This window comes from Acidovorax sp. M2(2025) (genome assembly GCF_049330835.1).
In the GTDB taxonomy this organism is placed as follows: Bacteria; Pseudomonadota; Gammaproteobacteria; order Burkholderiales; family Burkholderiaceae_C; genus Acidovorax.
Genome location: NZ_CP186262.1, coordinates 185460 through 206664, shown reverse-complemented (window position 1 = coordinate 206664; position 21205 = coordinate 185460). Strand labels below are relative to the sequence as shown.

Here is a 21205-nt window from a genome sequence, read left to right as displayed (position 1 = left end):
GCACGGGTTCGGGACAAACCCTGCTTGCGTTCGATTATCGCGCTGTGCTGATCGATGATCGAACAAACCACGGCCGCGCCCGGCGCCAGGCAGCACTCCACCGACCTACATTGCGCCCCAGAGCGAACGGGGCCGGACGGCCGAACGGCCTCTTTCGCGCCGTGAACCGCCCCCTGGCGGTCCCCGCCCGAAGCCATTGGCACAGCGACAAACAAGGAGACAAAGCACCATGCCCTCATCGTCCACCCACGAGCCGCCCAAGGGGCGGCACCAGTCTCAGAAAGCCGCGGCCAGCGGCTGGATCGGCTCTGCCCTGGAGTACTACGACTTTTTCATCTACGCCACCGCCGCGGCGCTGATCTTTCCGCAGATCTTCTTTCCCAAGGGGGATCCGGCCATCGCCATCGTTGCCTCGCTGGCCACGTATGGCGTGGGGTACGTGGCGCGCCCGGTGGGTGCCTTCGTGCTGGGCCACCTGGGCGACACGCACGGGCGCAAGCAGGTGCTGGTGTGGTGCATGTTCCTGATGGGCTTCTCCACCATCGCCGTCGGCCTGCTACCCACCTACGACCAGGTGGGCCTGCTGGCGCCCGTCCTGCTGGTAGTGCTGCGCCTGATCCAGGGCTTTGCGGTGGCGGGCGAGATCTCGGGGGCCAGTTCGATGATCCTCGAGCACGCGCCGTTCGGCCGGCGCGGCTTCTTTGCCAGCTTTGCCCTGCAGGGCGTGCAGGCGGGCCAGATTCTGGCCGCCGCCGTTTTTCTGCCCCTGGCGCATTACATGCCGGCCGAGCAGTTCAACACCTGGGGCTGGCGCATCCCCTTCCTGCTGAGCTTCATCGTCATCCTTGCCGGCTGGATGATCCGCCGCGAGGTGGACGAGACCCCCGCGTTTGCCCAGGAGGAAAAAACCGCACCGCAGTCCCGCCCGCGCTCGCCCGTGGTGGATGCGTTCAAGTACCACTGGGCCGACATGCTGCGCGTGGTGGGCATGGCGCTGATGAACGTGATCCCCGTGGTGGCCACCATCTTCGGCGCGGCGTACGCGGTGCAGCCGGCCTACGGCATCGGCTTCGCCAAGGACGTGTACCTGTGGATTCCCGTCCTGGGCAACATCCTGGCCGTGGCCGTGATTCCGTCCGTGGGCAACCTGTCCGACCGCATCGGACGGCGGCCGCCCATCATCGTGGGTGCGCTGCTGTCGGGGCTCCTGGCCTTTGGCTACCTGTATGCCATCAGCATCCACAACGTCCCGCTGGCCGTTGCCATGTCGCTGCTGATGTGGGGCCTGGTCTACCAGGGCTACAACGCCGTCTTCCCCGCGTTCTACCCCGAGCTGTTCCCCACCCGCACCCGCGTCTCGGCCATGGCCATTGCGCAGAACGCCGGCACGGCCATCACGGCCATGCTGCCGGCGCTGTTCACCGCGGTGGCCCCTCCGGGCGCGGCCAACATCTGGCTGACCGTGGGCGCGATCACCTTCGGCATCACGGCCATTGCGGCCTTCGCCGCCTTCACCGCGCGCGAGACCTTCCGCGTGCCCATGGACCAGCTGGGCCAGCGCGGCGCCGCGGCCCTCCCCGCGTCGGAGTACGACCAACTGCGCGCCGAGTCGGTGGCGGCCGCCCGCAGCACCGGCGCTGCGCCCGTCTGACCAAAGGGCACGGCAAAGGGCAAGGGCGGGAACCCACCCTGCCCGGCCCGCGCAGGCTGCGCTGCCTCAGCGAAGCGCCCGCCGCGCCCGCACGGCCGCAGCCAGGTCCTGCAGCACGGGCACGGTCTGCGCCATGCTGATGCACGCATCGGTCACCGACACGCCGTGGCGCAGGGGCTGGCCGGGCACGATGTCCTGGCGGCCTTCCTCCAGGTGGCTTTCGATCATGATGCCGGTGATGCGCGCGTCCCCCGCCGCGATCTGCGCGGCCACCTCGCCGGCCACCGTGATCTGGCGCTGGTGCTGCTTGCTGCTGTTGGCGTGGCTCACGTCGATCATCACCTGCTCGCGCAGGCCGGCCGCCTTGAGCAAGGTGCAGGCGGCGTCCACATCCGCGGCGCTGTAATTGGGCTGCTTGCCGCCGCGCAGGATCACGTGGCAGTCCTGGTTGCCGCGGGTTTCAAAGATCGCGGCCTGGCCCATCTTGGTCATGCCCATGAAGGCGTGCGGTGCCTGCGCGGCCTGGATGGCGTCGCTGGCCACCTTGATGCCGCCGTCGGTGCCGTTCTTGAAGCCCACGGGGCACGACAGGCCGCTGGCCAGCTGGCGGTGGCTCTGGCTCTCGGTGGTGCGCGCGCCGATGGCGCCCCAGCTCACCAGGTCGCTGATGAACTGGGGGGAGAGCAGGTCCAGGAACTCCGTGCCCACCGGCAGGCCCAGGGCCAGCACGTCCAGCAGCAGCTGGCGCGCCAGTTCCAGCCCTTCGTTGATGGCAAAGCTGCCGTCCAGACGCGGGTCGTTGATGTAGCCCTTCCATCCCACGGTGGTGCGGGGCTTTTCAAAGTACACGCGCATCACGACCAGCAGGTCGTCCTGCAGCGCATCGGCCTGCGCCTTGAGCGCGCGCGCGTACTCCATGGCCTGGCCATGGTCGTGGATGGAGCAGGGCCCCACTACCACGATCAGCCGGTCGTCCTGGCCGTGCAGCACGCGCGAAATGGCGGCGCGGCTGGCCTCCACCAGCGTGAGCGCGGCCTCCGGCGTGGGCAGCCACTCCTGCAGCAGCGCAGGCGTGATGAGCGGCCGCACGGCCTTGATGCGCGTGTCGTCGATGCGCGTGGTGTCGTGGGTGGAAACGGGGTTGGCGGAGCGGTGTGCGTGGGTCATGGTGGCCCCGATTGTCGCGCGGCGCCCCGGGGGGCTTCTACGGTCGCCTGAAAGCCGCGTTTTGCCGCGCCCAGTGGCGCGATTGCAGCAGGTCCAGCCGCACGGTGCCGCCCGTGGAGGGCGCGTGCACAAAGCGCCCCTCCCCCACGTAGATGCCCGCATGGTTGGGCCGGGAGCCCGTGCCGAACACCACCAGATCGCCCGCCCGCAGCTCACGGCCGTCAATCGGGTAGCCCCAGGTGTCCAACTGCGCCACCGTGCGCGGCGGCGGCGTGCCCACCTGGTTGCGGTACACGTAGCCGATCAGCCCGCTGCAATCAAAGCCCGAGTCCGGCGTGTTGCCGCCGTAGCGGTACGGCGTGCCCACCAGCCCCAGGGCATGGATGGCGATGTCGTGCGCCTGCTCGGCCGTGAGCGGCGGCGTGGTGCGCACAGGGGCGACCGGCACGGAACGGGACGGAGGCCGGGAGGTGCCACAGCCGGCCAAGGCCAGCAGCGCCGCGGCGCAGACCATGCAGGAGAGAATTGCGCGCATGGGCAGAAGTTTAGGTCAAATCGGCCTCCAGCGCCTATCCCGCAAGCGCTGGCAGCTATGAATTTCGCAGTGACCCGAATGTTCAGGCAACGGCGCGAGGACTCTCAAACTGCTGCAAAGCGGCAAAAAGCCGCTCCACGTTGTGCGCGTCAAAAACGCCGTCCGGCCCCTGGGCATGGATGTCCGTGAAGGGCGAGGCGTAGAGCCGCTCTGCCGGCATGGCGCCATGTTCGGTGAGATGGTGAATGATCTCTTCGATGAACTGCATTTGGCTCGCGGTAGCCGTGCCTGCCGCGATGAGGTGGGAGAAAGCCTGCGCGGCCGCCTCGCGGTCCAGCCCGACAAGTGAGCGGATAAATGCCGGCAGGCTGGCATGCAGTTCGCGGGCGCGGGCTACGAAAGCGTCGGTAGCGCCCGCCTCGTGCAACATGGATTCCAGCTCAGTGAGATCGGCCTCCGTCAACGGCAAGTTGCGCCGCAGCCGGTGCAGCGCCAGCCGGTCTTCATGGGCGCGCAAGAACACCTTGGCCTTGGCGCGAAAGCGGTCAAAGTCCACGGCGCTGGCCACCAGGGGTAAATCCACTTCAGCGGTCTCGCCCAGGGCGTCTTCAAAGTCGGTGTAGACCACCTTGCGGCTGCTCTTTTCGATGAGCTTGACGAGGCTGCGCAGCTTGCGCCGCGCCTGCTCCAGCATGGGCAGCGTCACGTCTTGCCACCACTCGTCGCCAGCCACAGCCTCGATCAGCAGCAGGTGCTCGCGCACGCTGGGCACGTTGGCCAGTTCCTGCAAGCTGCTGGCCAGTTGCTGCACCTTGGTTTGCAGACGGGCCAGGGCCGGTTCGCTGCGCAGCAGCGCCAACTGGGTGCTGAGCAGCAGGGCGTCAAAACGCTTGGCGTCTTCGTCGTCATCGCGCACTGCGGTGGGCAGGCCCGACAGGTGCGCGGATACCTCGGCCAGTTGTTCGGCCGTAGGGCGCTTCCAAGCGTCGGCTTGCGCCCAGGCCTCCACCCAGCGGCGCTGCGGGCGCACCACAAAGTTGTCGAGCGACATGCCGGCCACCATGCTGTGCAGCAGCGCAGCGGTGTCGCGGCGGATGGCGGCCTCTGTCAGCACCGGCGATTGGTCGGGCGCTTCGGCCACGCCATTGCTGGCCAAGCGCTTGTCGAGCACTTCGATCAGCTCCAGCCGCGCGTTGAACAGCCGCTGCGAGAGTGGCTGGGCCAGCGCGCCCTCGCTGCCCTCCAGTTCCTGGCTGAAAAACTCCAGGTTCTGGCAGAAGTCGAAGATGAAGAAGTCCTTCTTGTCCTCCCCCGGCCCGTACAGTTCCTTGCACAGCCGCGTGCCGCGCCCGACCATCTGCCAGAACTTCGCTTTGGAGCGCACGATCTTGAAGAACACCAGGTTCACCACCTCGGGCACGTCGATGCCCGTGTCCAGCATGTCCACCGAGATGGCAATGTGCGGGGCTCGGTCCTTCTGCGCAAAGGCGTCGATCAGCGACTGCGCGTATTCGGTCTTGAAGGTGATGGTGCGTGCAAACTCGCCCCGGTATTCGGGGTAGTTCGCATCAAAGCGCGCCTGGATGAACTCGGCGTGCCGCTGGTTCTTGGCAAAGATGATGGTCTTGCCCAGCCGGTCGCCGCCCGCCACCTTGTGGCCGCGCTCCATCAGCAAGGCCAGCATCTTGTCCACCGTGTCGGTATTGAAAAGCCACTGGTTCACCGCCTCGGCGCTCACTTCGTCGGGGGCCTCGCCGCCCTCTTCATCCCATTCCAGCGCGTCCCACTGGTCCTTTTCGTCGTCGCTCAGGTCGTCGTAGCGAATGCCTTGGCGCTGGAACTTCAGCGGCACCGAAATCGCTTTGGGCGGGGCCAGGTAGCCCTCGGCAATGGCGTCGTCCAGGCCGTAGGCATCCGTGGGCACACCGCTTTCCAGGCCAAACAGGCTGTAGGTGTTGCGGTCGATCTCGTCCTTGGGCGTGGCCGTCAGGCCCACCAGCAGCGCGTCAAAGTAGCTGAAGATGGCGCGGTACTTCTGGTAGATGGAGCGGTGCGCCTCGTCCACCACGATCAGGTCGAAATGCCCCACGCCAAAGCGGCGCTTTCCGCCGCCCGCGCTTTCGTTGATCAGACCCATCATCGTGGGGTACGTGGACACATACACCCGCCCCTCGGTGGCGCGGTCGGTCACCAGGTTCACCGGCGCAGCATCAGGCAAGTGGGCCTTGAAGGCGTTGACGGCCTGGTTCACCAGCGCAACGCGGTCGGCCAGAAACAGCACGCGCTTGGCCCAGCCCGCGCGCATGAGCAAGTCCACCAGCGCGATCACCGTGCGCGTTTTGCCTGCACCCGTGGCCATCACCACCAGCGCTTTGCGGTGTTGGTCACGCTCAAAGGTTTCGGCAATGCGGCGGATAGCGCGCTGCTGGTAGTGGCGCTCCACGATGCCGGCCGCAATGCTGAGGCTGGCCAGCGGCTTGCGCGTGGTGCGGCGCTGGGCCATCAGCGTCAGCTCGTCCCGCGTATGAAAGCCTTGCACAGCACGCGGTGGGCTGGTGGTGTCGTCCCACATCCAGTGTTCATAGCCGTTGGTGCCGTAGATCACGGGGCGATGGCCCGTGCTTCGTTCCAGGCAGTCGGCGTACAGGCGGGCCTGCTGCTGGCCCTCCTGGGCGCTGCGGCGGGTGCGCTTGGCTTCCACAATGGCCAGGGGGATTTCGCCACTCCACAGCACGTAGTCCACAAAGCCTTTGCCTTCACCATTGGGCATACCCTGCACTTCAAACTCGCGGTCACGGGGCTGGTCCAGCGCCCAGCCGGCTTCTTTCAGCAGCAGGTCGATAAACAGGTCGCGCGTGGCGGCTTCGTTGTAGTCGTGGGCTGTGGCGGGTTGCGCCGCGTTGGCGGCCTTGGCGGCGGCAATCTCGGCGCGGTAGCGGGCCAGCTCGGCGTCCAGCGCGGCATTGCGGGCCGCGGCTTCGCGCAGGGCGGCATCACGGTCGGCCAGGGCTTGGGCTTGCTGGGCCAATGCCTCTTGTGCAGCCGCCTGGGCGGCGCGGCTGGCGGCCTGCTCTTGCGCCACTGCCGTGCTGGCAGGGGGCGGCAACAGGTCCACGCGAAACTGCAGCCCTGCCCCAGGCCGGTCGCCCACGCGGCGCGCGTAGTGCTGCGCCAGCCAGAACGCCACATGGAACAGCTCGCGCAACGCGTTGAGCGCATCCTGCGCAGCCACCGGGCGCACATCGTGCACCGCCTTGTTGCCCAGGCGGCGGATCACGTCCATCTTGGCGTGCACCGCATTGCCCACCAGTTGCTGGAAGCTGGGTTCAAACAAGAAAGCCGACAGGTCGGCCTTGTACGGCATGCGCAGACTGCCACCGCGGCCGCCTTCCGCCTCGTAGAGCCATGCCACCGCGAGCTCCAGCGTGCGGCGGGCGTAGAAGCAGGCGGTGCGCGGGTCGCTGTGGGCAGCGGCCTCGGCACGGCGGGCTTCGGCCAGCAGGTCGGGCCAGTCGGGCTGCAGGAATGCGAAGTTCGACGTTGCGCTCAAGGGACTCCCTCCGGTGCTGAATCGGTTCTAAGGATTTTCTAAAGCTGAGAAACCGGCCGAAATCTTTAGAACAGGTTTTATAAGTCTTTGTTTTTAAAAGATATTTTTAAGATCAACATGAATCCTAAAACCCTTTGGGCAAAGCAGGGCTTTAGAAATCAGGTTGATGCCGTGAGATCGCATCAATCAACGCCAGCTTGAGGCTTTCGGAATAGTCCTCTTCATACAGCAGCGATGCGATGATTTCCCGAAGCAGATCCTTGCCCACCACATTGCTCGCCACATACACGGCGATGTTTTCCATTTCCAGCACAAAACGCTTGACCACATAGTCGTAGCCATTGAGTTCCAGAAAGTACGCGCCCAAGCCGATGGACGAGCGCTTGTTGCCGTCGTTGAACGGGTGGTTCTTGTTGACTGAAAAGACCAGGTGGGTCAGCTTGTCTGCCATCTCCGGGTAGTACCAGTCATTCTGGATGTGGCCCAGCACACTCTCCAGGTGCTCCACATTCTTGACGCCACCCAGCCCACCAGAGTTTTCAATGATCCACGCCTGCGTGCGCAAGGCGTGGGCCACGTCGAAGTACAGGTAACGCAAGCCCTCGTGCTCGTCCATCTCAGCGGTCCTTGAGGCGCTTGAACACGGCCAAGGTGGCGGGGTCGCTCAGGCGGTCTTCCAGCGACTTGCTGGTCTCGCCCAGAAAGCGATCAAAGTCGGCTTCTGGAACGGACTGGATATAAGCCTCCAGCTTGTGGTGCAGCGCGTCCCGAAAGCCCAGGTCGCGGCTGGCCATCTTGGTGCGGGCATCCAGGATGAGCGGCTTGAAGAGTGGGTGGCTTTCAAAGCGCCCGAACAGTGCCTCCACCTCCTGCATGCTGAGCTTGCGGCCCAAGCGATTGAACTCCTGCTCCAGCTCATGGGCGATGCCCGCTTCAAAGCTGGCGATCAGTGTCAATACCTCGGAATACATCGTCTCCCGAATGCTCTCCTTGGCCGCAAGCTTCAGCACCTTGCGGTATTCGGTGGCGTTTTCACGGAAGATGCACTGGTAGATCAGGTTGGTGAAGCGCACGTATTTCCACTGGTGCTCCACCACAAAGTGGTCCAGCGCATCGGTGAACTGCTTGCGGTAACTCTGCTCCTGGAACGTGGCCGTCAGGTAGTGCTCATCGCGCTGGTTGATGTACTTGGTGTGCCCGCCCGTGCGCGCGGCCAGCACGTCCATCACGATGTCGAGCAAGCGTGAGCGAACGGCCTTGGCGCGTTCGCTCTCCGTCAGCAGCATGGCCAGGTTGAGCACGGCCCGGAAGCTGAACACGCCCAGAATGCTGGTTTTGATACCCTCATTCATGAGGGTACCACCCACTAAGTCTTTGAATTCGTTAAGGTTTTTTCCTCGAAGCAGTTGGTAGCCATTGACCTTGAGCTCTTCCCCATGGTTGCTGACGTAGCGCTCCACCGTGGCATCGCTCACCTCAAACAGGGCCATCACCTGCTGTTTGGTGAACACCGTCTGCCCCTGAAACACCACCCCGCCCAGTTGCAGGTGCTGTTCTGCCACCTGCAGGGCAAAACGGTTGTTCAGGATGTTCTGGCGCTGCAGTTGCGCGGTGGTGAGTTCGTTCATTTACAAGGCTCCGGTAAACGCCCGCTGCTGCAGCGAGGCAACCAGCGCATCCAGCGCGGCCAGGGCGCGGCGGTGGGTGGCTTTGAGGGCTTCGATGGAGGCGATGCGGGTGGCGAAGGTTTGTTGGAGGGGGAGGGGGGGGATGGGGATAAGGGCAGCATTCATTGCCCCCACATTCAAGTGCTTTTGCACTTGCCCACGTTGGGCACCAAGCACCAATTTTTTGCCAGCATCGGAATTGAAAAAGTAGCACAGATAGTCTGCTAAAACTTTCGATGTGTCTGGCGTGGCGATCAATATGTCGATTGCGTTGACGCCGTCCAGTTCTGGCGGAACAACCGCAGCGGTTCCCGGTTGGCCTGTTCTGACCAGTAGTACATCTCCCTTGCGAACTCTCGTTTTGGCCAGTTTCGTCTCGTTGTCTTCAGAGGAGAAGTAAACGAGGTTTTCCATCACGACCTTGTTAGGGCGGATGTTCAGTGACCGCAGTGCAGGGACGCCCTCACTTCGGTAGTACGAAGATGGTTGGACAACTATTCCCACTGTGATGCGACTACAAATCTCATCGCCTCTGAAAAGTGGCAATTTCTTTGGGTTTGTCACTGGGTCCCCAAACATATTGAGAAAGAGGGACTGGGTGAGGCTGTCGAGCAGGGCCAGGGCGGTGCGGCGTTGAGTTCGGAGGGTTTCGGCTTGGTCGAGGATGGCGGCGATGCGGCGTTGTTCTTCCAGCGGGGGTAGTGGGATCGCTAGATCAGCGAGAAAACTTGCAGGAACCCGTCTTTGCCCGCCGCTGCCTGTCATGCGGCGCTGACCATTTGCACGCACTTCTTCGAGCCGCAGGTAATGGTGCAGATACCGCGACTCAGCGACTCCAGAACGTGCCCGAACTACGTGAAACTCTGTGGAGCCGAAGCCATGCGGACGCGGCAGACGGGCTTGGGCGATTTTTCCGTTTTCAAAGCAAGGGGTGATCTTTGCCACCAATACATCGCCGTCGAGAAACGGCGTGAAGCCTTTCGCTACTTCTGCGTAGGACCGGTCTTGCGTGGTTTCCACGCTGGCAGATTCAGCGCTCAGTGACGCCATTGGCACAAAAGAAACAAGTTCCTCCGCTGGCAGCTTTTTGCCCAGCGTGGGGTTCAGCTCGGCAATAGCGGTCAGCTTGGCGGTTGGGAATTTCGCACTCACTTCAACATCCCCTCCAACACCCCCATCCCCCGCGCAATCTCATCCTCCAGCGCCCGCAGCTCCGCCAAGATGTCCCCCGGCGCCCGGTGCTGCACCTGTTCACGCACCACTTCCTTGTAGCGGTTGATGCTCAGGTCATACCCATTGGCCTCAATGTCGGCCTTGGGAACGCAAAAGCTTTGGGCGGTGCGGGGGCGGTCGCGTTCGGTGCCGCTGCGCTGGCCCCAGCGCTCCAGCACATCGGGCAGGTTGTTTTTGGCGCGCTCTGATTCTGATAGCTGGTTGCGACCGTCCACAAAGCGCTGCAGGCCTAAAAGGCTGGTATCCAGCAGGGGCTGGCGCTTGTCGTCCAGGCTCCAGCCGTCGGCCTGCATGTCGTAGAACCACACGTGGTCGGTGCCGCCGCTCATGGTTTTGGTGAAGAGCAGGATGGCGGTGCTGACGCCCGCGTAGGGTTTGAACACGCCGCCGGGCAGGCTGATGACGGCGTCGAGCTTTTGCTCTTCCACCAGCTTGCGGCGCAGTTCTTTGTGGGCTTTGCTGCTGCCAAAGAGCACGCCGTCGGGCACGATCACTGCCGCGCGCCCGCCGGTTTTGAGCAGGCGCAGGAACAGGGCCAGAAAGAGCAGCTCGGTCTTTTTGGTCTTGACGGTTTGCTGCAAATCCTTGGCGGTGTTTTCGTAGTCGAGGCTGCCGGCAAAGGGCGGGTTGGCCAGGATGAGGCTGTAGGCCTCGGCATCACCCGCCGCGCCTTCGGCCAGCGAGTCGCGGTATTCGATGGCCGGGTGTTCCACGCCGTGCAGCACCATGTTCATGCTGCCGATGCGCAGCATGGTGTTGTCGAAGTCGTAGCCGTGGAACATGCCGTTGTGGAAGTGCTTGTTCTGCGCGGGCACGCGCAGCATGTCGGGGTAGGTGCGGCGCAGGTATTCGCCTGCGGCCACCAAGAATCCGCAGGTGCCGCTGGCCGGGTCGCAGATGGTGTCTTGCGGCGTGGGGGCCGTCAGGGCCACCATCAAGTCGATGATGTGGCGCGGCGTGCGGAACTGGCCGTTTTGCCCGGCAGAGGCGATCTTGCCGAGCATGTATTCGTACAGGTCGCCTTTGGTGTCGCGGTCGTCCAGCGGGATGGTGTCGAGCAAATCGACCACCTTGGCCAGCAGGCCGGGTGTGGGGATGGTGAAGCGCGCATCGCGCATGTGGTGCGCAAAGGCCGATTCAGACGCCGGGCCGCCGGAGGCTTGCAGGCCGCGCAGGAAGGGGAAGACCTGGTTGCTGAGCACGTCGAACATTTCGGCCGGGGCCATGTTCTTGAAGCGGGACCAGCGCATGTTGTCGTGCGGGCGCTCCAGTGCGTCCACGCCTGCGGGGATGAGGCGCACGGGCTGGGTCTTGAGGCGCAGGGCCTTGTTGTCTTCGCGGGTCTGGTCGCTGTCGAGGGCGCGCAGAAAGAGCAGGTAGGTGATCTGCTCGATGACTTCAATGGGGTTGGCGATGCCGCCGGACCAGAAGGCGTTCCAGACTTGATCGACTTTGTTGCGGAGTTCACCGGTGAGCATGGGGTGGCAGTTTCGCTGCGTGTTGGAGAGGGAAACAGCGAGTCTGCCACGCCAGGGGCGTCACCTTGAATTTATAGAAAAATGGCCTCTAGAGCTTATCCATCAAGCGCTGGCAGCTATCATTTTTGATGTAACCGCCCCACCCCGCGCCATCAGCCGGTTCGCCACGCTCACGATGGCCTGCACCGAGGCCGTCACGATGTTGTGGCTGGCGCCCGCGCCGAAGGTGGCGCCGGCTACGCCGTCCATGGCGGCTTCCACGATGGCCAGTGCCTGGGCGTGGGCGCCGGTGCCGGTGGCGCGTTCTTCGTAGTGGTCCACGCGCAGTGGCAGGCCGAGCGCGTCCACCGTGGCGGCAATCGGGCCGTTGCCCTGGCCGCGCAGGGTCTGGCGCGTGCCGTCGATGGTCACGTCCAGCTCGATGCCCTGGCCGTCGTCGTCGATGCGGTGGCTGTGGCAGGTGATGGCGGCCTGAGCTGGCGCGCGCAGGTAGGTGGCCTGGAACAGCTCCCACAGCGCATCACCCGTCATCTCGCCCTCGCTCGCGTCCGTCTGGCGCTGCACCACGGCGCTGAATTCGACCTGCATGCGGCGCGGCATCACCACGCCCTGCTCGCGCTCCAGCAAGAAGGCGATGCCGCCCTTGCCCGACTGGCTGTTCACGCGGATCACGCTGTCGTAGGTGCGGCCGAGGTCCGCCGGGTCGATGGGCAGGTACGGCACTTCCCACAAGGCGTTCGGGTCTTGCGCGGCAAAACCCTTTTTGATCGCGTCCTGGTGCGAGCCCGAGAAGGCGGTGAACACCAGGTCGCCCGCATACGGGTGGCGCGGATGCACCGGCAAGGCGGTGCATTCCTCGGCAATGCGCGCCACCGAGGTGATGTCCGAAAAGTCGAGGTTCGGGTGCACGCCCTGCGTGTACATGTTGAGCGCCAGGGTCACGATGTCCACGTTGCCGCAGCGCTCGCCGTTGCCGAAGAGGCAGCCTTCCACGCGGTCGGCGCCGGCCATCATCGCGAGCTCTGCAGCCGCCACGCCCGTGCCCCGGTCGTTGTGCGGGTGCACCGAGAGCACGATGTGCTCGCGCGGCGTGAGGTGCCGGTCCATCCATTCGATCTGGTCGGCAAACACGTTGGGCGTGGCGTTTTCCACCGTGGTGGGCAGGTTGATGATGATGGGGCGGCCGGGGCCCGCGTTCCACGCCGCGATGGCGGTCTGGCAGGCCTTGAGGGACACGCTGAGTTCGGTGGCGCTGAAGGTCTCGGGCGAGTACTGCAGCGTCCACGCTGTGCCGGGCTGTGCGTCGGTGAGCTGCTTGAGGTAGCCCACCTGGTGTGCAATGAGTTGCATCACCTGTGTCACGTTCATGCCGAACACGATGCGCCGCCATGCGGGCGCCGTGGCGTTGTACAGGTGCACGATGGCGCGGGGCACGCCTTTCACTGCTTCCACCGTGCGCGCGATCAGGTCCTCGCGCGACTGGGTCATGACCATGATCGTCACGTCGTCGGGAATCAGGTTTTCGTCGATGAGGCGGCGCACAAAGTCGAAGTCCGTCTGCGACGCGGCCGGAAAGCCGACTTCGATCTCCTTGAAGCCGATGCGCACCAGCTCCTGGAAGAGCTTCATCTTGCGCTCGCCGTTCATCGGCTCGAACAAGGCCTGGTTGCCGTCGCGCAGGTCGGTGGAGAGCCACACGGGCGCGCGGGTGATGCTGCGGGTGGGCCATTGGCGGTCGGTCAATGCGACCGGGGCGATGGGCTGGTACTTGGTGGCGGGCTTGGCAATCATGAGAAAAGGCTCCACGAACGGTGGGCGGTGCGCGCAATGGGCGTCGGCGCACGGCCGGTCAACAACGAATGAAAAACAAAACGTGTGACATCCCCTGCAGCCCTTTGCATGGTGCAAAGGCTGGTTCGCGGGCCGGGGTCAGGGGGAGATCAGGGGTTGCGCTGAGCGGATCAGGCAACCAGGGTGGCGAACGCAGGCAGACCCCGGCCAGGCACTAGGCCTAGCGATAGGGTGGACAGGGGCATGCTGCGTTGCATAGCGGCAAATCCTAGCACGGGTCGGGCGCTGCTGCCAAGCGCCGCGGGGGCTCAATCCCTTGCCGGGCCTTGGGTGCGCTGGATCCAGTCCTCCACGGTGCCGTGCTCCAGCCGGCGCGCGACGAGCTTTTGCCAGGACGGTGGCAAGGGCAGCTGCGCCAGCTCACGCAACTGCGCCGCATCGAGCGTGCGGTGGTACAGCACCTCGATTACCCGCGACAACGGCCATGCCGGATACGGCCGCGCCACCAAGGTGATGGCATCGCCGGCCTGCACCGTGCCGGGCTCCAGCACGCGGTAGTACCAGCCGGTGCGCCCGGTGCGTTGCAGGCGCAGCGCCATGTCGGCCAGGCCGAAACGGGTGTTCAGCTTCCAGCACGGCTGGCGTGTCTGCGTGACCTCCAGCAGCACGCTGCCCATGCGCACGCGGTCGCTCCAGCACAGGTCGGCTTCGGTCATGCCGGTGCTGGAGATGTTCTCGCCAAAGGCGCCTGCCTGCGCTAGCGGCGGCAGGGCGCCCAGCTCGCTGCGCCATGCGGCGTAGTGGTCCAGGGGGTACTGGTGCACGGCCTTGTCGGGGCCGCCGTGGATGCGCGGGTCGCCCTGTTCATCGCCCTGCAGGCCGGTGGCCTCCACGCGCACGGCGCTGGTGGCGGCCTGCTTGGCGATGGCGCTGCGCGTGCCGGGCCGGTCGCCAAACGGCACGGCCTGCCCGCGCAGCACCACGGCCACGTGGCCCAGCAGCAGCGGCTTCACTGCGAGCCACCGGTCTCGATGCCGTCCAGCCAGGCACCGAACACGGCCTCGGCCGCCCGGGCCAGCGCGGCGCCGTGCTCCCGTGCACCGCTGCGCAGCGCATGCAAGTCCACGCCCGCCGCGGCCAGCTCGCAGGCGTGGCCGATCAGCCACTGCTCCATGCGCGAGAGATCGGCCTCCAGGTGGAACTGCAGGCCCAGCGCATGCGTGCCCATGGCAAAGGCCTGGTTCGGGCACAGGGGCGTGGCCGCCAGGCGCTGGCCGCCGGGCGGACTGTCGAACTGGTCGCCATGCCAGTGCAGCACCGGCGTGCCGTGGGCCAGCGGGGCCAGCACCGAGCGTTCGCCGTCCAGCGTGAGGGCCAGCGGCGCAAAGCCGATCTCCTTGTGCCCCATGGGCGCCACCCTCGCGCCGAGCGCGCGGGCCATGAGCTGCGCGCCCAGGCAGATGCCGAGCACCGGCAGCCGGCGCGCCAGTCGCGCGCGCAGCCGCGCCAGCGTGTCGGCCAGGAACGGGTAGGCAGCCTCGTCAAACGCGCCAATGGGCCCGCCCAGCACCACCAGCAGATCGGGCTCGGGATGCCCGTCCAGCGTGCCCACCCCCGCATCGTGGATGCGCACGGCGTAGCCGCGTTGCTGCAGCACGGGGCCGAGCAGGCCCAGGTCTTCGAACGGCACATGCCGCAGCGCCAACACGGTTTTCATGGCATTCTCCGGTTTTGTACTAATACATTACAATCAATGTATGAGTTCATTGTACGCCCGTGGCCAAACTGCTGCCGAGATCGCCGACAGCGTGCTGGAGGCCCTGCGCAGCGGTGCCCTGCAGCCGGGAGACACCCTGCCCGCCGTGCGCGCGCTGGCGCAGCAGCTGGCGGTGAACCCCAACACCGTGGCCGCGGCCTACGCCCGGCTGCGCGATGCCGGCCGCGTGGTCACCGATGGGCGCCGCGGCACGCGCGTGGTGGAGGCGCCTGCCCGCATGCCCCAGGCCTATGCCGTGCCCGAGGGGTTGCGCGACCTGGCCAGCGGCAATGTCGACGCGGCGCTGCTGCCCCAGCTGCGGGGCGGCGCGGCAGCCTGGGCCGCGCTGGCCGCGTCGGTCCGCTACGAGGTCCCGGCCGACCTGCCTGCGCTGCAGGCCGAGGCGCAGCACTGGCTCAGGGCACAGCGCCTGCCCTGCGAAGAGATCGGCGTTTTCTCGGGAACGCTCGACGCGGTGGAGCGCGCCCTGCGCGCGCACGCCCACCCCGGCGACCGCGTGGCGGTCGAGGACCCGTGCTGGCCGCCGCTGGTGGCCCTGCTGCACAGCCTGCGCCTCAAGCCCGTGCCGCTGCCGGTGGACGCGCAGGGCCTGTGCGTGCCCGGTGCGGGCGTGCTGCGCGGCTGCGCGGCCCTGGTGCTCACGCCGCGGGCCCACAACCCCACGGGCGCCGCCATCAGCCCCGCACGCTGGAAGGCGCTGGGCCGGCAGCTGCGCGCCTTGCCCCACCTGCTGGTGGTGTTCGACGACCACTGGGGCCCGCTGTCCGCTGCACCGCTGGCCCCGGCCGCATCGCTGCCCGCGCTGTGGCTGCATGTGGTGTCGGTCAGCAAGTTCCTGGGGCCCGACCTGCGCGTGGCGGTGGCTACCGGCACCCCCGCCCTGCTGCAAGCCCTGCGCGCCCAGCAGGCCCTGGGGCCGCGCTGGGTCAGCCGCATCCTGCAGGGGCTGGCAGCGGGCCTATGGCGGCAGATGCGCGAGGGCCGCGCGTTCGCGCAGGCCGGGGGGGCCTACGCCGCCCGGCGACAGGCCCTTGTGCGGGCCCTGGCTGCAGAACATGTCGCGGTGGCGCCGGGCGAAGGCTTGCACGTGTGGCTGCCGGTGGCGGACGAAGCGGCGGTGGTGCAGTCCCTGGCCGCCCGCGGCTGGGCCGTGCAGGCCGGCAGCCCCCTGCGCCTGGCCAGTTCCCCCGCGGTGCGCGTGAGCCTGGGCGCATGCGCCGTCACCGACATGCCGCGCCTGGCCGCCGACCTCGCGCAAGCGTTGCGCACGCCGGGGCGCGCCGTGTTCTAAAGGCTTGTGGAAGACCTTGGAGATCTCCCATCGGCTCTCCATCGCCAGGGCTTCGGGGACGCTTCTAGAATCGCGCCCATCTTCCCTTCCACACCCCCACCGGAGACGCCATGCCCTACATGCTGCTCATCATGGAACCCCACGGCCAGCGGGCCGCGCGGGGCTTGGCCGGCGGGCAGGAGGCCTATGCGCGCATGCTGCGGTTTGGCGACGGCCTCAAGGCCCGCGGCCTGCTGCTGGCCACCGAGTCGCTGGCGTCCACCGAGCAGGCCGTGCGCCTGCAGGTGCGCGACGGCGCGGCCCGCATGGTGGACGGGCCCTTTGCCGAAACCAAGGAGATGGTGGGCGGCTTCTTCCTGGTGGACTGCGCCACGCGCGACGAGGCCGTGGCCCTGGCCCGCGAATGCCCGGCCGCCGAGTGGGCCACGGTGGAGGTGCGCGCAGTGGCGCCCTGCTATCAAGGCGCCTGAAGCGCGCCCGCCGCAGTGCCCTGCGCGCCGCCTGCCAGCAGGGCTTGCAGCAGCGCGGCCGGCATGGGCCGCGCCAGCAGGTAGCCCTGCAGCACGTCGCAGCCCTGGCGCACCAGGTAGTCCGCCTGCTCCGGCGTTTCCACGCCTTCGGCCGTGATCTGCAGCCCCAGTCCGTGGGCCAGCGCCACGACGGCCGTGACGATGGTGCGGCTGTGTTCGTGCGCGGGCAGGTCCTTGACGAAGCTGCGGTCGATCTTCAGCCGCCGCACGGGCAGCTGGCGCAGGTAGCCCATGGACGAATAGCCCGTGCCGAAATCGTCGATGGCCAGGTGGATGCCCAGCTGGCTCAGGCGGTGCAGGACGTGCGCGCCGGCCTCCATGTTCTCCATCAGCACGGTTTCGGTGAGTTCGATCTCCAGCTGCTGCGCGGGCAGGCGCTCTTCGCGCAGGATGTCCATCACCCGCTCCAGGAACTGCGGGTCGCCCAGTTGCCGCGCCGAGATGTTGACCGACACCCGCAGCGGCCCGTGCGCCTGGAACCGCGCGGCATCGCGGCAGGCGGTGCGCAGCACCCAGTAGCCCAGCGGCACGATCAGGCCGCAGTCCTCGGCCGCCATCACGGCCTCCAGCGGCGAGACCTGGCCCAGCTCCGGGTGCGTCCAGCGCAGCAGGGCCTCGGCGCCCACCAGGGAGCGGTCGGCCGCGGCAAACAGCGGCTGGTAGTGCATCGACAGCCCCTCGCCCTCCTGCAGGGCCCCGCGCAGCGCCTGCTCGATGGCCTGGCGCCGCACCACGGCCTGGTTCATGGACGCCTCGAACCGCACGCAGCGGTTCTTGCCCATGTCCTTGGCGCGGTACATGGCGGTGTCCGCGTTGCTGACCAGGCTGTCCATGTCGGCGGCGTCGGCGGGAAAGGTGGCGATGCCGGCGCTGCAGGTCATGGTCAGCTGCTGGCCCTGTTCCACGAAGGGCTGGCGAAAGGTGCCCACGATCCGTTGCCCGTAGCTGTGCAGCGCGGCGTCGTCCATGTCCAGGCGCAGCACCACGGCGAATTCGTCGCCGCCCACGCGCGAGATGGCGTCGCCGGTGCGCACCGCCGACTGCAGCCGCTGCGCCACCTGGCGCAGCAGCCCGTCCCCGGCCGCGTGGCCGAAGGTGTCGTTGAGGGTCTTGAAGTTGTCGAGGTCGATGTACACCAGCGCCAGGCGGGTGCCCAGGACCTGGGCGCGCGCAATCTCGGCGGCCAGGCGCTCGTTGAAGGCATGGCGGTTGCCGGTGCCCGTCACCGCGTCGGTGTGCGCCAGCGCGTGCAGGCGGTTTTCCGCATGGCGCACGGCCGCGCGGCTGCGCAGCACCATGGCCACCGCCATGGCCATGGTGCATCCGGCGATCAGCAACGCGCTGACGAAGCGCACCAGCAGGCGCGAGTACACCGCGCGCATCGACTTGCGGAAGTACAGTGTGCCGGACACCACGCCCGCCATCTCCACCGGCCGGGCGATCTCCAGCACGCGCAGGCCGGCGCGCTCGCTGGCCGGCTGCAGGCCGGTGCCTGCCAGCGTGGGCGCAAAGCGCTGGCCGGTTTCGCGGGTGTAGTGCGCCAGCAGGGTGCCGTCGGCGTCGTACACGCCCGCGCCCAGCACCAGCGGGGCGGCCTTGAGCGCGGCCAGCATCTCGCTGGCCGCCCGCGCATCGCGGAACACCACCGCGGCCGAGAGGTTGTCGGCCACGATAGCGGCCTCCACCCGGCTGTCCTCCAGCATCGACTGGCGGGTGCTCCAGTAGTCGAGCCCTGTGAGCGCCAGCACCACCGTCAGCAGCGCCAGGCCCGCCGCCAGGATGCCGGTGACCACCAGCCGCGACGACAGCAGCAGCAGCGGCGGCGCCTGCCGGGGCTCCGCCCCCTCTTCGGGGCCCGTTGCGGCGGTGGGGCGCTGGGAGTTCATGGCGCTGCCTTGGCCAGGCGCAGCAGGCGCGAGCTGACGGTGAGCCCCGCCCGGCTGGCCGCGTCGGTGTCTACCGCGAAAACGATCCGCTGGGCCTGGCGGCCGAGGGCGATGGCGATCTCGGGGTGGTCTGCCACGCCTTCGTCGGCCACCGTCAGGATGCCGTGCCCGGCGGGCAGGGCCCGCAGCGCGCGCAGCGCGGGCTCCGTCTCCGGGCCGTTCAGGATGAGCACGCGGCACTGCCGCAGATCGCCGGGCTCCAGCAGGCGCACCCGCAGGACGCGGCCCTTGCGCACCGGGCGGCCTTCCAGCGCAGCCAGTGCGCGCTTGAGCGGGCTGAACGGCGAAACGCACACCGGCCATTCGCCCTCGGGTGCCGCCGCGCTCTCGGGCCACTCCACGAACTGGATGAAGTTGAAGACATACGCCGCCTTGAGATCGGGCTCGTCCACCGGCCCGGCGGCCTGCGCCGCGCCGCCGCTGCAGCACAGCAGCAGCAGGCCGCTCCACAGCAGGTTGGGCAGACGCAGGGCGCGGGCCATGGGGTTCTCAGAAGGCGTACGTGAGCTTGAGCCGGTAGGTGCGTCCGTCCTGGCGGATCGCGTCCTCGCGGATCTCGTAGGACGCCGGGTCCGCATACCGGCGGTTGAACAGGTTGTACACGCCCAGCGACAGGTCCACGTCCGCGATGCGCCGGCTGTAGACGAGGTTGGTGACGATGTACCCCGGCAGGCGCGCGTGGGACAGCGTCTCGCGCGCGGCCACGCCGATGGCTTCCACCGCGTACTGGGCGGGCTGGCCCGGACCGGCCGCGCCCAGGCGCAGGGTGTCCGACCACTGCAGCTTCAGCAGCTGCCGGGGGGCATTGGTCAGGGGCGGGGCGCTGGCGTTCGCGTCCCGCGCGTGCTGCCAGCCCCAGGCCAGGCGCAGGCGGGCGCCGCGCTGCCAGCGCTGCTCCACCTCGGCCTCCACCCCATGCACCTGCACGCCGCGCGCACTGCTGAACACCAGCCGGTCGGGCGCCGCCGCATCGCCCAGCGACAGCAGGTCCGTCACCTGGGAGCGGAACGCCGTCACCAGCATGCGCGTGGTGCCCGTGGGCGCATGCTCCAGCGCGATTTCGGTGGTGCGCACCTTCTCCGGGCGCAGGCCGGGGGTGCTGAGAATGCCGCCCGGCAGGTCCACGGCGTAGTCCCGTTCGTAGGCGTTGGGCGGGCGGTAGGCGGTGCCGTGCAGCAGCTTCAGGACGGTGGACGGGTTCCACCAGTACACCAGCCCCAGCCGGGGATGCACGCTGCCCGCGCTGCCCGACTGCTTGCCCCAGCGTACGCCGGTGTGCAGCGTGAGGGTGGGCGCCAGCGCAAACTCATCCTGCACGTACAGGCCCACGGCGCTGCCGGTGCGGCGGCTGTCGAGGTACTGCGCCGCGGGCTCCACGTCGAAGTTGAGCTGGCGGATGCCGGTGTCGCGCCGGTAGTCCACGCCCCAGGCGAGCTTGTGGCGCGCAATCGCGGTGCTGATCCACTGCAGCTCCGTGCCCCACCACTGGCCCGCGCCGACGTCGCGGTTGAGCGTCAGGGGCGGGTAGTCGTACACGTAGTCGCCGTCAAACCGGTACCGCCCCGCATGCAGGCGCCCGGTGAAGGACAGGGACGGCTGCAGCTCGCGCGTGATTTCTGCGGCCAGCCGCGTGGTGGTGTCGATCATCCGCGAGCGCGGGTCGTTGAAGGTTTGCGAGAACGCGGCGGTGGGCGTGCCCTTGACGCGTTCGCTGTGGGCCAGCGTCAGGCTCAGGCCGTCCCGGCGCATGCGCGCAAACAGCTGGGTGCTGCGGTCGTAATCCAGACGCTGCGCAACGCCATGGTTGTTTTCGGGCGTGTCGTAGGCCGCGTAGTACTGGTCGGTCCCCCGGCTGCTGGACCGGGTCAGCGCCACGAGCCAGTCGCCTCCGTGGTCGTCCATGCCGCCCAGCGAAAACCGGCCCTTGGCACTGCCATGGCTGCCCGCCTCCACACTCACCTGCGGCCCCGGCAGCTGCCGGCCGTCGCGGGTGATCACGTTGACCACGCCGAAGAACGCATTGGCGCCGTACACGGCCGAGCCGGGGCCGGGCACGAACTCCACCCGCTCCACCAGGTCCAGGTCCAGCGGGAAATCCGTGCCGATGGTGGCCTGGTCGTAGAGGTTGTCGTTGAAGCGCACGCCGTTGACCAGCAGCAGCACGCGGGTGTTGTAGTCCCCCGGCGTGGCAAACCCGCGGTTGCCCAGGTAGTGGTAGGAGCGGTCGTAGGAGACATACAGGCCGCGCATGCTGCCCAGCACCTCGGCCAGGGTGCGGTAGCCGAAAAGGCGGATGTCTTCCGCGGTGACCACGCTGACCACGGCCGGCGCTTCCAGCGCCGTTTGCGCGTACCGGCTGGCGGTGGTGACCTCCATCTGCATGAGCTGCTCCAGCGGCAGCTGGGCCATGTCCGCCTGGGCGCTGGTGTGCGTGGCGGCGGCGCACAGCCACGCCAGGGCGGCATGCTGCTGCCAGCGCCGCCGCGGCAGGGCCCGGGAAGCTTGCAGGGCGGGCGCGCGCGCGCCGGCGGTACGGGTGGGGAAAGGGAGCGTTCGCACGGGCGGCCCTGGCGTCGGGAGAGGTTCTGT

General features: G+C 67.5%; 16 protein-coding genes. 3 read left to right on the top strand and 13 right to left on the bottom strand.

Annotated elements, in window-relative coordinates; all coding sequences use genetic code 11:
* The first annotated feature begins 229 nt into the window (after window positions 1-229).
* The gene (locus ACOYR3_RS00940) at window positions 230-1651 is read left to right on the top strand and encodes an MFS transporter (protein ID WP_422844666.1); all 1422 of its coding nucleotides are present in this window, start codon (window positions 230-232) and stop codon (window positions 1649-1651) included.
* Between the two features lie 66 nt (window positions 1652-1717).
* Here the strand turns inward: ACOYR3_RS00940 and ACOYR3_RS00935 are convergent, their stop codons facing one another.
* The 10 genes from ACOYR3_RS00935 to ACOYR3_RS00890 form a co-directional block, all read right to left on the bottom strand.
* On the bottom strand, window positions 1718-2818 hold the full coding sequence (locus ACOYR3_RS00935) for a 3-deoxy-7-phosphoheptulonate synthase (protein WP_422844665.1): 1101 nt from the start codon (window positions 2816-2818) through the stop codon (window positions 1718-1720).
* A gap of 37 nt (window positions 2819-2855) precedes the next feature.
* Window positions 2856-3353 (bottom strand): C40 family peptidase, encoded by a 498-nt coding sequence (locus tag ACOYR3_RS00930; RefSeq protein WP_422844664.1) that lies wholly within the window; start codon window positions 3351-3353, stop codon window positions 2856-2858.
* A gap of 82 nt (window positions 3354-3435) precedes the next feature.
* Window positions 3436-6903, bottom strand: coding sequence for a DEAD/DEAH box helicase family protein (locus tag ACOYR3_RS00925; RefSeq protein ID WP_422844663.1), 3468 nt, complete (start codon window positions 6901-6903; stop codon window positions 3436-3438).
* 151 nt (window positions 6904-7054) lie between these two features.
* A complete protein-coding gene (locus tag ACOYR3_RS00920) occupies window positions 7055-7519 on the bottom strand; it encodes a type II toxin-antitoxin system death-on-curing family toxin (protein WP_422844662.1) in 465 nt (154 codons plus the stop codon).
* 1 nt (window position 7520) lies between these two features.
* Window positions 7521-8531, bottom strand: coding sequence for a DNA-binding protein (locus ACOYR3_RS00915; protein WP_422844661.1), 1011 nt, complete (start codon window positions 8529-8531; stop codon window positions 7521-7523).
* Window positions 8532-9722 (bottom strand): restriction endonuclease subunit S, encoded by a 1191-nt coding sequence (locus ACOYR3_RS00910; RefSeq protein ID WP_422844660.1) that lies wholly within the window; start codon window positions 9720-9722, stop codon window positions 8532-8534.
* Window positions 9719-11281, bottom strand: a complete 1563-nt coding sequence (locus ACOYR3_RS00905) for a type I restriction-modification system subunit M (protein ID WP_422844659.1) — start codon at window positions 11279-11281, stop codon at window positions 9719-9721. Before ACOYR3_RS00905 ends, ACOYR3_RS00910 begins: the two co-directional genes overlap by 4 nt.
* 102 nt (window positions 11282-11383) lie before the next feature.
* Window positions 11384-13072, bottom strand: coding sequence for a 2-isopropylmalate synthase (gene leuA / locus ACOYR3_RS00900; protein ID WP_422844658.1), 1689 nt, complete (start codon window positions 13070-13072; stop codon window positions 11384-11386).
* A 308-nt stretch (window positions 13073-13380) separates the two neighbouring features.
* Complete coding sequence (locus ACOYR3_RS00895; protein WP_422844657.1) at window positions 13381-14085, bottom strand: MOSC domain-containing protein; 705 nt, start codon at window positions 14083-14085, stop codon at window positions 13381-13383.
* Complete coding sequence (locus ACOYR3_RS00890) at window positions 14082-14789, bottom strand: glutamine amidotransferase (RefSeq protein ID WP_422844656.1); 708 nt, start codon at window positions 14787-14789, stop codon at window positions 14082-14084. The genes ACOYR3_RS00895 and ACOYR3_RS00890 overlap by 4 nt, the downstream gene beginning before the upstream one ends.
* 40 nt (window positions 14790-14829) lie before the next feature.
* On the opposite strand from ACOYR3_RS00890, the gene ACOYR3_RS00885 reads away from it, so the two are divergent.
* Both ACOYR3_RS00885 and ACOYR3_RS00880 read left to right on the top strand, forming a co-directional pair.
* Window positions 14830-16140, top strand: coding sequence for an aminotransferase class I/II-fold pyridoxal phosphate-dependent enzyme (locus tag ACOYR3_RS00885; protein WP_422844655.1), 1311 nt, complete (start codon window positions 14830-14832; stop codon window positions 16138-16140).
* A gap of 110 nt (window positions 16141-16250) precedes the next feature.
* Window positions 16251-16610: a YciI family protein gene (locus ACOYR3_RS00880; RefSeq protein ID WP_422844654.1), complete on the top strand. Its 360-nt coding sequence runs from the start codon at window positions 16251-16253 to the stop codon at window positions 16608-16610.
* Here ACOYR3_RS00880 and ACOYR3_RS00875 read toward each other — a convergent pair.
* Genes ACOYR3_RS00875 through ACOYR3_RS00865 form a run of 3 tightly spaced genes read right to left on the bottom strand, consistent with a single transcriptional unit; the run spans window position 16598 to window position 21175 of the window.
* The gene (locus tag ACOYR3_RS00875) at window positions 16598-18556 is read right to left on the bottom strand and encodes a putative bifunctional diguanylate cyclase/phosphodiesterase (RefSeq protein WP_422844653.1); all 1959 of its coding nucleotides are present in this window, start codon (window positions 18554-18556) and stop codon (window positions 16598-16600) included. The genes ACOYR3_RS00880 and ACOYR3_RS00875 overlap by 13 nt on opposite strands.
* Window positions 18553-19098 (bottom strand): YfiR family protein, encoded by a 546-nt coding sequence (locus tag ACOYR3_RS00870; protein ID WP_422844652.1) that lies wholly within the window; start codon window positions 19096-19098, stop codon window positions 18553-18555. The genes ACOYR3_RS00875 and ACOYR3_RS00870 overlap by 4 nt, the downstream gene beginning before the upstream one ends.
* 7 nt (window positions 19099-19105) lie before the next feature.
* On the bottom strand, window positions 19106-21175 hold the full coding sequence (locus tag ACOYR3_RS00865) for a TonB-dependent receptor plug domain-containing protein (protein WP_422844651.1): 2070 nt from the start codon (window positions 21173-21175) through the stop codon (window positions 19106-19108).
* Window positions 21176-21205 lie beyond the last annotated feature (30 nt).